This is a genomic window from Shewanella sp. SP1S1-7, from assembly GCF_031932105.1.
GTDB lineage: Bacteria > Pseudomonadota > Gammaproteobacteria > Enterobacterales > Shewanellaceae > Shewanella > Shewanella baltica.
The window spans coordinates 176,811-191,941 of sequence record NZ_JAUOEU010000006.1; the positions used below are offsets into that span (position 1 = coordinate 176,811).

Below are 15,131 nucleotides of genomic sequence, written 5' to 3' on the forward strand. Positions count from 1 at the left end.
GATGAATTGCAACCGCTATTCATAACCCACTGGTAAACCTAGCATGTCACGGGTCACTAAAGTGACGCCTTTTTCCGACACCCTAAAACCTTTGGCTCGGTCGTGATCATGGTTATAACCTATCACCATGCCTTCGGGAATAATGCAGCCACGGTCGAGTATCGCATTCTTGATTTTGCAATGGCGCAGCACGACCACATCGGGCAGCACGACTGAATCTTCAACCAACGAATAAGAACAGACACGTACTTCGTTAAACAATACGCTACGGCGCACTGTCGCACCCGAAATAATACAACCGCCCGAGACAATCGAGTCCAGCGCCATACCGCGTCTATCATCGTCATCAAACACAAATTTAGCGGGTGGCAATTGTTCTTGGAAGGTCCAAATTGGCCATTTTGCATCGTACAAATTCAGTGCTGGCGTGGGCGATAACAGCTCCATATTCGCTTGCCAGAAAGAGTCTAACGTCCCCACATCGCGCCAATAGGCTTGCTCATTTGGGAAAGCGCTCTTAAAGGGATAGGCGAACACATTATGTTTTTCGATGATCGCAGGAATAATATCCTTACCAAAATCCCGATCTGAGCTTTCGTTTAAGGCATCTTTCTTGAGCTGGTCAAACAAAAACTCTGTGTTAAACACATAGTTGCCCATAGATGCTAAACACATTTCAGGATTGCCCGGAGAATGCTTAGGCTGCTGCGGCTTTTCTTCAAAGCCTAAGATGCGCATCTCGTCGTCGACTTCCATCACTCCAAACGAACCCGCCGCTTCGGCAATAGGCACCTCAAGGCATGAGACTGTCATATCTGCACCCGACTCGGCATGGGCGGCTAATAACCCCGCATAATCCATGCGATACACGTGATCGCCCGACAACACCATTACGTATTTAGGCAGCTCATGGCGAATGATGTCGATGTTTTGGAATACCGCATCGGCGGTGCCTTGATACCAGTTTTCCGAATAGCGTTGTGAGGCGGGTAAAATCTCCACCGACTCGCCGAGCTCCTTTTTAAAATGGCCCCAACCGCGCATCACATGGCGGATCAAGGAATGCGATTTGTACTGAGTGACCACACCCACACGGCGAATACCTGAGTTGATGCAGTTAGACAGCGGAAAATCGATAATACGAAACTTACCACCGAAATACAGCGCCGGTTTAGCACGCCAATCCGTGAGTTCATGCAAGCGAGACCCGCGCCCACCAGCTAAAATCAACGCATAGGTTTCACGAGTTAAATTACTGATATAACGAACATTAGACATAGGCTCTTACTCCGAAATCGGCAAACTGATTGCCCATAAATGGCTTCTCGATACGGCAGAAACGGCCGTATTCCCCTGAGTATTTCTCACTTGCATTCCCCATTCCTTCCATTGATTGTTGCTTTCCTTTCAAACACTTATACTCATCCGCTATAACAAGACTTATAACCCAGAGCCCAGCCCTTACAGTTTCCAAATTTCATCGCGATAACCCGCGATCGTCACATCACTCGAAAAACGTCCGCTGGCGGCGGTATTGCGAATACTCATTTGCGTCCAAACCTGCGGATCTTTATAGGCCCGCGCCACGGCTTCTTGTACGACTCGATAACTGTCAAAGTCGGCGGCCGTCATCCATTGATCGTCGCTGCTTTCGATGGCGGCAATAATGGGATCGAAAATCCCAGGCTCCAGCAGATTGAAATGACCACTCTTGAGTAACTTCATCACCTCAGATAACGCCGGTGAATCGTCAATAATGCTGCGTGGATGATAGTGGTTACGTACCTCAGAGACCTGCTCTGCATTGAGTCCGAACAGGAAGAAGTTCTCTGAGCCTACTTCCTCTAGCATCTCGATATTGGCGCCATCCATAGTGCCAATCGTCAGTGCGCCGTTCATCATGAACTTCATATTGCCCGTGCCCGATGCTTCTTTACCCGCGGTCGAAATTTGCTCGGATAAGTCCGTTCCCGGACAGATTTTTTCCATGGCGCTGACGTTGTAATTGGGTAAGAAAGCAAAACGTAGGTAAGGCGTGACTAAAGGATCGGAATTGACCATGTGGGCGACATTGCTGGCGAGCTTGATGATCAACTTAGCCATAAAGTAACCGGGCGCCGCTTTACCGCCGATCAACACGCAACGTGGCACCATGTTTTCGGTGTGGCCTTGTTGGATCTGATGATAGAGATGAACCACATGTAAGATATTGAGCAGCTGACGTTTATATTCGTGAATACGCTTCACTTGCACATCAAACAACATAGATGGATCGAACTCGACGCCACATTCCTTAGCAATCATCTTAGCCAGCAAAGCCTTGTTGGCTTGCTTCACATCACGCCATTTTTGGATAAATGCCGTGTCCTGTGTGAGGGCATTAAGCGCCGTTAACTGGCTTAAATCTGTCACCCACTCTTTACCTAAATGGGCGGTCAATAACTTAGCTAAGGCAGGATTACAATGGGCAAGCCAACGCCTTGGGGTCACGCCATTGGTGCGGTTATTAAACTTGTGCGGCCACAACTCATAGAAATCCTTAAACAACCCTGATTTAAGCAGTTGCGTGTGTAAACCCGCGACGCCGTTGACCGAGAAACTCGCCACAATCGCCAGATAGGCCATGCGCACGTGAGGATGGGGGCCATCTTGAATAATCGACATACTCGCCAGTTTGCTAGCGTCCCCCGGCCAGTGGTGGGCGACTAAATCTAAGTAGCGGGCGTTGATTTCATAAATGATTTCTAAAATGCGTGGCAGCATCTGCGCCATCATGCGCACGGGCCAACGCTCTAGTGCTTCTGGCAATAGGGTATGGTTAGTGTACGCCATGGTCTGGCTGGTAATCGCCCACGCACTGTCCCATTCCAAACCGTATTCGTCGATCAATAACCGCATCAACTCAGGCACGGCAATGCTAGGGTGAGTGTCGTTCAGCTGCATCACATTTTTAGCGGCAAACTGGGTGAAATCATGGCCATGGCGACTCACCCAACGTTTGAGTAAATCCTGCAAACTGGCGGAGGATAAAAAGTATTGCTGACGTAATCGCAGCTCTTTGCCGTTCTCGCTGGCATCATTGGGATAGAGCACCATAGTGATCTGCTCAGCCAAGTTTTTACGGGCCACGGCTTCTGTGTAGTCGCCTTGGTTAAACTCAGCTAAATCAAAGTCATCGGTCGCTTCGGCCTTCCACAATCTCAGGGTATTCACCCGTCCATTGCGATAACCAGGAACTGGCATGTCATAGGCGACGGCGAGCACATCTTGGGTTTCTACCCAAATAATGTGCCTGCGGCCCTGTTTATCAACATAGGATTCAGTGTGACCAAAAAATGGCACTATTACGTTGTGGGTGGGCACACGAACTTCCCACGGATTGCCTTCGCGCAGCCAACGGTCAGGGCGTTCAACCTGATAACCGTCGACTATCTTCTGGGCGAACATGCCATATTCGTAACGTATGCCATAGCCTGTCACTGATAAGTCCATGCTGGCGCAGCTATCGAGAAAACACGCCGCCAATCGGCCTAAACCGCCGTTACCTAAACCGGCATCATGTTCAGCTTCTTCTAACTCTTCTAGCGATACCGCATAGTTGCTCAAGGCATCACGGCTATCTTGCTGTAAATCTAGACTCAGCAGTGCATTACCTAGCGCCCTGCCCATCAAGAACTCAAGGGATAAATACGCCACTTGCTTGCGCTGAAAATGGCTGTCATCCATGCGGGTTTGACGCCAATTGTCTAGCATCTGCTCTTTCACGCTGTAAGCCAGCGCTTGAAATAATTCGCAGCTCACACCTTCGCCACGGCTGAGTCCATAACGTAAATGGCGCTCAAAGGAAGCGGGCAAGGAATCGCAGGGTTCACAGGGTTCAGCGGCTTTAGGCTTGGCCTGACGCTTAGCTGGCGCCTTCTTACTTGCCGCTTTTGGCGCGGATGGTACGGTTTTTTCGCTGGTATTGGGGCTCAGTTCGCTTTCGTCAGTCATAGTTAATTCCTTCATTTCTTGAAAATCAAATCAGCATGAAAAAGCATGAGACTGCGATCTTGCAGCAAGTATCGCGTCGTAGAGATCTGAGCATCCAGCGGCTCAGTTTGGGTATGAATAAGGCATTGCCACGGACTCAAGTGCTCAAAGGTCGGCGGCGTAAAAGCTAACGGATTATCGTCGGCATTGACCATCAACAGCAGAGCTTGCTGCTTGCCTCGGCCTTCTAAGTCACCAGAAAGCACCACAGACAAACTGCGACACATAGACTCAGTCCACAGGCTCTTGGTCATTTGCTCACCTTGACGACTAAACCAATCTAAGCGAGCACCGGTATCGGCTAAGGATTCGGCCAATAACTGTTCGTGAATGAAGCGTTTAGCGCATAACAAGGGGAAACGTTTGCGCAGGGCGATAAGCTGCTGAGTAAAGGCTAACAGCTCAGTATCCATACCCTTTGCCGACCAATCAAACCAGTTCAGTTCATTGTCTTGGCAATAGGCATTATTGTTACCTTGCTGGGTGCGGCCCGTTTCATCGCCGCTCAACAACATAGGCACACCTTGGGATAAAAATAGCGTAGTCAATAAGTTACGCTGTTGACGACCACGAAGTGCCAGAATTGCGCTATCTTCGGTTTCCCCTTCAATCCCATAATGATGACTGAAGTTTTCTTGGTGACCGTCGCGATTATCTTCCCCATTCGCCAAATTGTGGCGCTGGGTATAACTCACTAAATCTTTGAGGGTAAAACCGTCGTGACTGGTTAAAAAGTTAAGACTGGTCGCAGGCGGACGGCCGCCATGCTCGAAGAAATCCCCCGAGCCATGAAACCGCCTGGCAAATTCGGGCAACATGCTGTGATCGCCGCGCCAGAAGCGGCGCATAGTGTCTCTATATCTGTCATTCCACTCGCTAAAGGCCACGGGGAAATTACCTAATTGATAACCGCCAGGGCCGATATCCCAAGGCTCAGCAATCAATTTCACTCGGCACAACACAGGGTCTTGCAACAATGCATCGAAGAAACCTGAGCCGGGATCAAAACCATAGGCCTCGCGACCTAGGCAGGCCGCTAAGTCGAAGCGAAATCCATCGACGCCCATGATTTCTACCCAGTAACGCAGCGAATCTAACACGAGCTGCAACATGCGTGGATGGTTGATATTTAAGGTGTTTCCGCAACCCGTATCGTTAATGTAAAAACGCTTATCATTCGGATGTAGGCGGTAATAACTGAGATTATCTATGCCACGAAAACTAAAGGTTGGCCCAAGTCGACTGCCCTCGGCGCTGTGGTTATAGACCACATCGAGGATCACTTCGATACCCGCACCGTGGAGTGCATCCACCATAGCGCGAAACTCACCAATATCGTCGGATGACAGATAACTCGGCTCGGGGGCAAAAAAGCCAATACTGTTGTAACCCCAATAATTAGTAAGCTTTTTCTCGAGCAAAAATGGTTCAGTAAAAAAGGCCTGTACTGGAAGTAACTCGACGCACGTCACCCCAAGTTCGGCCAAATAATCGATAGCAAGCTGAGTCGCTAAACCCGCAAAGGTGGCGCGTTTATTAGGTTCAATCTCAGGATGCGCCGCCGTAAAGCCTTTAACGTGCATCTCATAAATAATGCTGCGCTCTAGGGGTTTGGGCTGAAACCTCGTCGCTACGGGCTGAATCGACTGCTTAGCGGCGATGTCGATTAATGGACGAATGTCCACAACCTTACATTTTGGCACATAGGCAGCGTTATCTAACTTACTGAAAGATAAGTCTTCATCCTTGTGATTCAGCTCGTAACCATAGTTAGACTCATGGTCGCTATATTCACCGACCAGCTGGCGCGCATAGGGGTCGAGCAATAACTTATTGGGGTTAAATCTGTGGCCAAGCTGAGGCTCATAGGAGCCATAAACGCGATAGCCGTAGAGTTGCCCCGCTTTAAGCCCCTGCACAAACACATGCCAGATTTGCTGGGTTTGTTCAGTTAACGCAATCCGCGCGACTTCTTGCTCGCCATTGTCATCAAATAGGCATAACTCGACCGCTGTCGCGTTAGCTGAAAATAACGCAAAGTTGACGCCATCGCCTTCAACATTAGCACCGAGCGGAAAAGGCTCACCTGCCCCCAAGGCCCATTTCTCATTTTGAGAAGGGTTATGTTTAGCGTCAGGGTTGAGCTTGATATCATCAGCCGTGGGCTTTTGCATACTAGTTCGCCTCAGCCAATCCAGTTGCAGGCCCTATGACTAGACAGCCCAAGGGCGGCACAGTGATCAGCGCGCTCTGCGCCATGCCCTGCCACGGCAGCAGCTCAGCAACCACAGTGCCCGCATTACCTTGGTTACTGCCACCATAAATCTGGCTATCGCTATTCAGGTATTCGCGGTAATCCCCCGCCAAGGGCAAACCAATACGGAATTCAGTGTGCAATTGGGGCGTCATGTTGATGACAAACACTAACGGCGCATCACCCGCTAAGCCGTAACGCACAAAGGTAAAGATGCTGTCGCGGCTATTCTCACAATCTAGCCAACTAAATCCTGCTCCCTCGTAATCCTGAACCGATAAGGCTGGCATTTTTTGATATAAGTGATTGAGATCTTTAAGCCAACGTTGCACACCTTGGTGCGGTTCATAAGCCAATAAGTGCCAATCTAAACTCTGGTTATGGTTCCACTCATTTCGCTGACCAAACTCGCAGCCCATAAAGAGTAATTTCTTCCCGGGATGCCCCCACATAAAACCGTAATAAGCACGCAGGGTGGCAAATTTCTGCCAATCATCACCGGGAATTTTATGCAGCAACGAGCCCTTGCCATGGACCACTTCATCGTGACTCACGGACAACATAAATTGCTCGGTATAGGCGTACATCAAACTGAAGGTCAATTGATGATGGTGGAATTGGCGGTAAAGCGGATCGCGGCCTAAGTAGCTTAAGCTGTCATTCATCCAGCCCATGTTCCATTTAAAGCCAAAGCCAAGACCTTGCTGATCCGTCGGCTTAGTCACCCCCGCAAAAGCGGTGGACTCTTCGGCGATCATGCAAATGCCGGGGAACGCTTGGTATAGGCGTTGATTCAAAATTTGTAAGAAACTAATGGCCTCGAGATTCTCCCGTCCACCATAGGCATTGGGCAGCCATTGGCCCGGCTCGCGGCTGTAATCGAGGTACAACATAGAAGATACGGCATCGAGACGCAGGCCATCGAAATGAAACTCCCGCAGCCAGTAACAGGCATTACTCAACAAGAAACTGCGCACTTCACCGCGATCATAGTTATAAATCAGGGTATCCCAATCGGGATGTGTGCCCTTGCGAGGATCTTCATGCTCATACAGACAAGTGCCATCGAAACGCACTAAGCCGTGGGGATCCTTAGGAAAATGCGCCGACACCCAATCGAGGATAATACCAATTCCCGCCTGATGGCAGGCATCCACAAAGGCTTTTAACCCATTGGCATCGCCAAATCTGTGGGTCGGTGCATAGAGACCCACGGGCTGATATCCCCACGAACCATCGAAGGGAAACTCGCTGATAGGCATCAGTTCAATGTGGGTAAAACCTTGCTCCTTCACATAGGGAATCAGCTGTTCAATCAAGTCGTTATAATCAAGATATTGCTCACCTTGCTCTCCCTTGCGACGCCACGAACCTAAGTGCACTTCGTAGGCCGACATGGGCGCTTTATGCCAAGCAGTCGCCGCGCGTTTACTCATCCAAGCGGTATCATTCCAGCTGTGATGGGCTTTCTTAGGCACGATAGAAGCATTATGGGGCGCGCATTCCATTTGAGTCGCCATGGGGTCGGACTTGGCATGACGCTCACCATTTTGATAAACCAAATCAAACTTATAGTGGGCGCCTTCAACCACATTAGGCAGAAATAGCTCCCATAAACCATTGGCAATATGTTGGCGCATCACATGGCGAGTATCGTCCCAATGGTTAAAATCTCCCACCACAGACACCCGTTTGGCATTGGGTGCCCACACACAAAAATGCACACCTTCAACGCCTTGGGTCTGACGCCAGTTGGCGCCTAAAAACTGATAGGCGCGCTCGGCGCTGCCTTCACCAAAAAGATAAATATCATCACTATTGAGCAGTGAATCAAACTGATAAGGGTCAATAATATCTAGCTGACACAGGGGGTATTCTACCCGCAGCAAATAGAGAAACGGTTTGACGCGTCGCCCCAGCGTACCGGCGAACAATCCCTGCTCGTTAACTTTGTCCAAACTCGCTACTTTGCGGCCATCTTTAATGCTGATCACATCCACACTGAGGGCATTGCGTAAAAAACAACGAACAATTAATGCCTTACCCTCGTTGGCACTGTGCATACCCAAGAGCGAAAAAACATCAGTGTATTGACCATTAAGTAGGGCGACGTCGGCGCCATCGTAAAAATAGGCATTGGCTTGAGTCATCATTTTTCTTCCGTTTATCAGTCAATTAAACTTGCAAATTGGCACTCTTTATCCGCATAACACCTCCTAATTATCGAACCTTTAGGGATGGCATAATGTGGCACTGGATCAGCAGCATTAACTCGGTAGCTGTCTCGCCGCAGCGATATTTTGTAATCGCTGCAGTATCTCTGGCGAAGCCGACACTTGCGTTAAACTCAAAGGTAAGCGACGCTGCCAGTTAGGATATTCGAGCCAAGTGCCGGGAATGTTCACCGCATGGCGATCGGCTAATAAATCACACAGTTGCACGCTGTACAGCGCACTATTGCCGCGAGCCCCTAGGGTCATCCAAGCCGTGAGCAAGGTTTGAATATCGAGTTCTGCTATCGCCGCCTCGGCTAACAGACCTTGAGCGACTAACAGTGAAATAAGCTGCTGCTTTTCATGCTCCCGCCCAGCCAGCGCCTCACCCAATTGGTCGTCAGTTTCAAACAGGGATAACTGTCGACGCAGGTGCAAATCGCTGCCACACCACCAAGCGACTAAAGTCGGTACATCGTGGTTCGCCAGCATCATCAGGCTCTGGGACTTGTATTGAGCCGGTGATTTAAAGCCTTGATGGTCTTTGCAGAAATAGAACAATTCGTTGGAGTAAATGCCAGAAGTGTAGAGACGATGAATAATGTCCGGTGGCACTAGCCCTAAGTCTTCACCAATCACCACACAGCGGGCGCGTTGGCTCTCAAGGCAAACGATGGCGAGCAAGGTTTCGACGGGATAATACACATAGGCACCCTGGCCGAGTTGTTTATCCAGTGGCCACCACCAGAGGCGCAGTAAGCCCATCACGTGATCGATACGCAAGGCGCCACAGCTTTCCATATTGGCGCGGATCAAGGCGATAAAATGACTGAAATTATGTTGTTTTAACTTCACCGGATCGAGGGGCGTTAAGCCCCAATTTTGCCCTTGGGGTGCAAAGGGATCGGGCGGTGCGCCGATACTGGCATTCAAACAAAACTGCTCGGCATTGGCCTGTACTTCACTGCCCTGCAGCGCTGCGCCAACGGCCAAATCACGGATTAATCCCAGCCCCATGCCCACTTCTTTCGCTTTTAGCTGACAGAGGTGTAACTGGTTTTCGGCCACAAATTGCAGGTAAAGATAGAAACCTTCCTCTTGTACAAACGCTTTTGGGCTACGTAAGTATTCCGCTTGAGCAAACTCTTGCAGCGCAGTGCCCTGCTCACGCACAAACTCATGGAATCTTTGCGCTCTGGGCGTGTCGTTTGCTAAATGGGTTTCACAAAAAACGCGATATAACTGCTCAAAGGCACGATATTTGAGCTCACTCACCTTAGGATAATCGAGCCAATTGTCACGATTCAGTAAGGCGATGGCCTCTATCCAAGTAGCGCTTGAAAATTCAGTGGTAAGTGCTTGGTATTCAGGAACGCTTTGTAATTGAATATAAAGAGGATTGAGTCTGCGGCGATCGCACGGACTATAGGGACTCGGATGCTCTGGCGCCGCAATGTCGAGGGCATGCAAGGGATTGAGTTGAATGAAATCCGCGCCCTGCGCCGCCACCAGCGCGATCAGTTGTTCTAAATCGCCAAAGTCACCTATTCCCCATTGGCTCTCGCTGCGTAAACTGTAGAGTTGAACGCTGATCCCCCAAGGTTTATGGCGCTTACCTTGGGCGACAGCCGTGAGTACGCCTTGATAAGCGGCCCGCGGTGCCACCATTAAGGTGCCAGAAAACAAAGTGCTGGTATCAGCCTCAGCCATCACACTGCTCTGTAGCGCCGAGCTTGGCGCTGGTGCACTGGTCTCTAGAGCATGTTTTAAGCTTAAAGCTATGCGATGAAAGCCCAAGCCTAACAAAGAGAAATCACTCGCATTTTTGTCGGCTGCATGCGCAAATGAGTCTTGGTTTTTGATTAAGGCTGGGTTGTTAGTGAACTCTTGGCTGCTCAAGAAATAAGACGCTAAATTCACCGCCTCAGTCTCGGCGGTCATTGAGTGTTCAGGGGAAGCTTGGGTCTTAGCCTCAGCTAAATCGAGGCGTGCTAATCCCAGTTGCGTAAGATCAAGGCGATAGTGGAGATAAAGCGTTTGTTCAATGCGGTAATCGCCAATCGACTTAAGCGCCGAGAACGGCACATCAAATACGATAGAATCACCCTGTTCGCATTCAATCGCCACACTCAGATCTGAGGTATAGGTTTCAGGTAAACAAAGGCTTATCCAAGGTTCATCCACGAAACACCAATGGAATTCGGGTAACACCTGAGTCCAAGGACGGGCATCCAGCAAGTCAATTTGTGAGGCGATCAGCGCTTCGGTCAATACCGCATCGACGTTAGTCAGCCCAACATCACTCGATAACGCCTCTGTAGCAGAAGCATCAATGGCAGTCCCTGCCACAGTGTTTTTTTCCTGTAACATACAGGTCAAGATACCTTGCCTGTCTACCTCGGAAATATGGATCTCTTGGCCAAAACAATCAGTAAATTCTGCTCCAACCCCCCGCAAATACAGCAACTTTTCCAGCCCCATATTTTGTCGCCCCCGCGACCGCTCATCCATAGCTTTAGATATACAGTAACCATGCCAACCAAAAGTAACAAGAAGATGACATAAATATTTCAGGGAAATAACAAAAAACTTTTTCAAAAAATCAGTAACTTACTAGAAGCACTCAGTTAAGTTCGCGCGCAGTGACAATCGAAATAATAAACATGGAACGCACCAACTTGGGGCATGCGTTCAGCAAGAGGGCAAGCATGCTTCTCAAGGCCTTGACGAAAAGCAGTCACGAGAGGCAGTTACAAAAGACAAGCACTAAGCAGGGAACTAAGGCATAAAAATAACATGACAGGCGTAAGACATTTATATGTCATAGCATTCGAACTAAAACCCAATGAATAAGACCCAAAACATATCGACTAGTGAGTTCGGTGCAACACTTTGTATCAATTGCACTTTATAACTTGAACAGCCTATCTCTCCTCTGTCAACATCTAATCTCGCTACAGCGTAGAAACATAATAACAACATTACATTCATGGAGCCTGATATGCCCTCGCTTATCCGCAAGAGGCTCGCTCGATGGAACGCTAAAGCAGAAACTCCCCAATGATGATTGAGAATAAGGATATAAAATGAAGATGTTATCAGGATTACTGTTTGTCGGCTGCATAGCCTTAACCGGTTGTGAAGGAAGTACAGATGGTGATCTAACGCCGACGCCACCGACGCCCGATCCCACTCCGCCAGCCTTATCTGCGGATGCGTGTTATTTAATGAAAACCACAAAAGGCGATATCACACTCGCCATTGACTTAACGAACATGCCCATCACAGGTAAAAACTTTAAGCAGTATGTTGATAAGTCTTTCTATAACGGCACCTTATTCCATAGAACCGTTAATAACTTTATGATCCAAGGCGGCGGTTTTACCACTGGACTCAAAAGCAAACCAGGCGATGCCCCCATCAAGAATGAAGCCGCAGTCGGTATTAGCAACAAACGTGGCACTATCTCCATGGCTCGCACAGATGACCCTAATTCTGCAACATCACAGTTCTTTATCAATGTGTTAGATAATCCACATTTGGATGCGTCTGCGAGCAATTATGGTTATGCCGTGTTTGGCAAAGTGGTTGACGGCATGGATGTGGCGGATCAGATCAGCATAGTACCGACAAAAAACAGCGGTGGTTTTGCCAACACGCCAGTACAAGAAATTCTGATTAACTCTGTGGCTACAACAAGCTGCCCTGCTGCTTAAGTATGTAAAAGATGCACAGCTAAACGACATTGAGTTAAAAGCAAAAAAGCACTGAAGATTCAGTGCTTTTTCATTTTAAAAACGAATCGATTTTAGCGTCTAATTCATTTAAACCATGTGCTAAACGATTACTCGTCGCCTTGGATCTTCCCGACCAAGAGCATAGGCGCCGCATCAATTTTATCTGCGTCCATCATAGTCGCGATACGCTCAACGGCAGAGAGCAATTGACTCTGCTCCCATTCTTCAAGATTCTGATAACGCTTAATAAAATGATCCTGTAACGGTTTAGGCGAGTCCTGTAACAGCGCTCGTCCCGCATCGCTAAGGTATAAATGCACCTTACGTTTATCAGTCTCACTGCGCAAACGGATCACTAAACCACGGCCCTCGAGACGATCGATAATAGTCGTCACAGTCGCAGGGCTCAGCGTAATTTCTTCCGCCACAGTTTTCGCCAATGGCGCATCCAACTGGGCGATTTTTTGCATCACCATCAATTGCGGCCCAGTTAAACCTGAATGTTTGTTCAGCTGGCGAGAATGAATGTCGATAGCGCGTATCACTCGACGCAGCGAAATGAGCAGTTGTTCGTACTTTTCCATAATGTCCCGTCCCAGTTGTCCAGTGCACCTTACCAGAAAGCGCGACTGAACTCACCAAGAGGAGCACTTTTATGGTAAAAGTGCCTTAGATTACAACATGAATTGACGCGATACCGACAACACTAGGCGCTCGTCACTGGTATCTAAGTTCATGCTGGTATCTTCTGCGGCAAGGCTGAAATCAAAGCCGCTCCAACTGGTCATATAGGCAATGCGATAGTGATTGAAGGATTTGCCGCCATCCCATGACCATTTGTCTTCATCGAGTGACGTCGAGCGGTCAACACTGAAGCGAATATCATGGCCCTCGGCAACGCTAATCGTATGGCCGAGCAACATAGTGTAATGTCCGCCGCCTAAACCAAAGTAGTCCCATGTGTAGGTTAACTTAGCTTCAGAGTGGCCAAGTGAAGTGTCATAACCCAGCTTGCTATACAGCTCAGGATAGTTGTACTCATCGGAGAAGGAATCGCCGTGGTAGGTGTAATAGGCCAGCCCAACATCGAGACTCAATTGTTTATTCAACTGATAGTACTTACCCGCATAGGCATCGAGCTCTAACCAAGTATCATCGCTACCACCAAAGTCGACGTTCGAGGTAAAGCCGCCCACGTACCAGCCCGAATCAAACCCGTAATCCAGACTGCCTTGCAGTGCTGGGCCGTTGTCCGTTTGGCTGACACCGTTAAAAGTGTAATCCGACGTCGCCGTCACAGTGGCCGATAATCCGGCATTCGCCGCAGTCGACATCAATAACAATCCACCAGCGACAAGATAAAAACATTTTGATTTCATTATTAATTTTTCCATTAGTTAGCTAGCTCAATTTTAGTAAAGTCGATTTTGTTCTCTTTTGGCGAGCGCTCAATGGCACGAACTGTTTGCAATTGCGTCATCATGATGTAACCAAAACAGCTAAAGATCAGGCCCAGTGCGATTGCACCAACCCATTGAATTTGAAGAAAGTCTAATTGAAAGAGTAATGTCAGACTGCAGAGCAACACTAAGTTAAAGCTGACATATTTAAGCTTGCCTAAACGCTCAATCGTCAGATTAAGATTGTCGGTATACAGGCGTACCAGTGAGTCGAGTGAATTAATCACAAAGGTCACCCCTACAATCACCATCGCCAGATTATAGAAGCCCGAGGTATCTAACCCATTGGCGCTGTAGTAATAAAGCACAGTGAACCAGATGGCGATGGGGATAGACGGAAACACCATCATGGCCAGCAGCACTTGATAGGTTTTCATCCCGCCGACAAAGCGCGAGGTAAATTGACCAATCATAATGCTCCACGCAAACCACCAGAACAGATAAAACTCATGGTAGTCGTTGATGGGTAACACAAAATGTTGAATATTGCCGAAGTAGTCGCCCAACATAGCAAAGGTCGTAAAGAACTCGCCCACACTTGAGTCAGCCGATAAAAATGCACTGGCCCACATCATGGCAATCAAGCCTAAAAATAACCAAGTGCTGGCTAAGCTCAAAATACGCACATAACGTATGCTAGTGCTGGAATATACCGCCGCGGCAATCACCATAAATACGATTAAATAAAAGCTACCGACTATGGTTTCGCCATCACCTAATTCGGGTAAGTACCAGGGCAAATTGCTTAATAACAAATAGGCGGTAAAGGCACAGGTACCAATAATCACGATATTATTGATGAACTTGACCAAAGGAATGTCGAAGAACTTCACCCTAGGTTCAATCACACAAAAATAGAAGCAGGTTAAAAAGTAGAAACCCCAAATCAAGAAGGCCCAAAAGCCAAACTCAATCGCCAGCGGATTGGTAAAGCCGTATTCAGGACTCGCTGCCACATTTGCATAGCCGGCAAACTCGGTCAGCGGAAACATAATCAAACCGACATCGAGGCCTGAGGTGAACAGAATCGCGATAAAGGTAAACGTACGCACAGGCGTCACACCGATACAGCGAATGTTACCCCAACGATAAATCACAAACGCAATCGCGGCAAAAGTGAACAGTATCCCTGCGGATAATAACCAAGTCATAGGATGCACTCCGTCCCAGTCGATACTGGATATAAGTAGGCATGAGGATATGAATCCATAAAATGTAACTCCATGTTTTTATTTAATAATAAAAAACTGAATCATTTTTAAAGGCAGCGCTCTGCCCTCAAGCCTTAAATATCGCTACTTAAAAAGCGCTCTGCGATAGTTAAACCCTGATAGATGTTCAGTCGTGAAAGTGATCATTTGCACACTCACTGCGGGCTGACCGACCCTTTAGATAAAATGAATCATGACCCTTATTTTGAGTAATCAATTAATGA

9 protein-coding genes are annotated in these 15,131 nt (G+C 48.3%); 1 reads left to right on the forward strand and 8 read right to left on the reverse strand.

Annotated features, from left to right (window positions below):
- Positions 1-15: 15 nt before the first annotated feature.
- From glgC to malQ, 5 genes are all read right to left on the reverse strand, one after another.
- Positions 16-1,278 carry a glucose-1-phosphate adenylyltransferase gene (gene glgC / locus Q4Q49_RS07425; RefSeq protein ID WP_311890073.1) on the reverse strand — a complete coding sequence of 421 codons (1,263 nt, stop codon included), beginning with the start codon at positions 1,276-1,278 and terminating at the stop codon, positions 16-18.
- Between the two features lie 183 nt (positions 1,279-1,461).
- Entirely contained in the window at positions 1,462-3,993 is a 2,532-nt protein-coding gene (locus Q4Q49_RS07430) for a glycogen/starch/alpha-glucan phosphorylase (protein WP_311890074.1), read from the reverse strand.
- Positions 3,994-4,004: 11 nt separating this feature from the next.
- A complete protein-coding gene (gene glgX, locus Q4Q49_RS07435) occupies positions 4,005-6,206 on the reverse strand; it encodes a glycogen debranching protein GlgX (RefSeq protein WP_311890075.1) in 2,202 nt (733 codons plus the stop codon).
- Position 6,207: 1 nt separating this feature from the next.
- Positions 6,208-8,439 carry a 1,4-alpha-glucan branching protein GlgB gene (gene glgB, locus Q4Q49_RS07440; RefSeq protein ID WP_311999014.1) on the reverse strand — a complete coding sequence of 744 codons (2,232 nt, stop codon included), beginning with the start codon at positions 8,437-8,439 and terminating at the stop codon, positions 6,208-6,210.
- A 114-nt stretch (positions 8,440-8,553) separates the two neighbouring features.
- Positions 8,554-10,980, reverse strand: coding sequence for a 4-alpha-glucanotransferase (gene malQ / locus Q4Q49_RS07445; RefSeq protein ID WP_311999015.1), 2,427 nt, complete (start codon positions 10,978-10,980; stop codon positions 8,554-8,556).
- A gap of 605 nt (positions 10,981-11,585) precedes the next feature.
- Here malQ and Q4Q49_RS07450 point away from each other — a divergent pair.
- Positions 11,586-12,215 carry a peptidylprolyl isomerase gene (locus tag Q4Q49_RS07450; protein WP_311999016.1) on the forward strand — a complete coding sequence of 210 codons (630 nt, stop codon included), beginning with the start codon at positions 11,586-11,588 and terminating at the stop codon, positions 12,213-12,215.
- Positions 12,216-12,343: 128 nt separating this feature from the next.
- On the opposite strand, the gene Q4Q49_RS07455 is transcribed toward Q4Q49_RS07450, so the two are convergent.
- The 3 genes from Q4Q49_RS07455 to Q4Q49_RS07465 form a co-directional block, all read right to left on the reverse strand.
- A complete protein-coding gene (locus Q4Q49_RS07455; RefSeq protein ID WP_006080852.1) occupies positions 12,344-12,820 on the reverse strand; it encodes a MarR family winged helix-turn-helix transcriptional regulator in 477 nt (158 codons plus the stop codon).
- Between the two features lie 90 nt (positions 12,821-12,910).
- On the reverse strand, positions 12,911-13,615 hold the full coding sequence (locus Q4Q49_RS07460; protein WP_311988841.1) for a TorF family putative porin: 705 nt from the start codon (positions 13,613-13,615) through the stop codon (positions 12,911-12,913).
- 14 nt (positions 13,616-13,629) lie between these two features.
- Positions 13,630-14,847 carry a choline transporter gene (locus Q4Q49_RS07465; protein WP_006080850.1) on the reverse strand — a complete coding sequence of 406 codons (1,218 nt, stop codon included), beginning with the start codon at positions 14,845-14,847 and terminating at the stop codon, positions 13,630-13,632.
- Between the last annotated feature and the right edge of the window lie 284 nt (positions 14,848-15,131).

Excerpts from the sequence above, each read along its gene's own strand:
- glgC (WP_311890073.1), bottom strand. The coding sequence starts at position 1,278 with ATGTCTAATGTTCGTTATATCAGTAATTTAACTCGTGAAACCTATGCG.
- glgX (WP_311890075.1), bottom strand. The coding sequence starts at position 6,206 with ATGCAAAAGCCCACGGCTGATGATATCAAGCTCAACCCTGACGCTAAA.
- Q4Q49_RS07460 (WP_311988841.1), bottom strand. The coding sequence starts at position 13,615 with ATGAAATCAAAATGTTTTTATCTTGTCGCTGGTGGATTGTTATTGATG.
- Q4Q49_RS07465 (WP_006080850.1), bottom strand. The coding sequence starts at position 14,847 with ATGACTTGGTTATTATCCGCAGGGATACTGTTCACTTTTGCCGCGATT.
- Q4Q49_RS07455 (WP_006080852.1), bottom strand. The coding sequence starts at position 12,820 with ATGGAAAAGTACGAACAACTGCTCATTTCGCTGCGTCGAGTGATACGC.
- Q4Q49_RS07430 (WP_311890074.1), bottom strand. The coding sequence starts at position 3,993 with ATGACTGACGAAAGCGAACTGAGCCCCAATACCAGCGAAAAAACCGTA.
- Q4Q49_RS07450 (WP_311999016.1), top strand. The coding sequence starts at position 11,586 with ATGAAGATGTTATCAGGATTACTGTTTGTCGGCTGCATAGCCTTAACC.
- malQ (WP_311999015.1), bottom strand. The coding sequence starts at position 10,980 with ATGGGGCTGGAAAAGTTGCTGTATTTGCGGGGGGTTGGAGCAGAATTT.
- glgB (WP_311999014.1), bottom strand. The coding sequence starts at position 8,439 with ATGATGACTCAAGCCAATGCCTATTTTTACGATGGCGCCGACGTCGCC.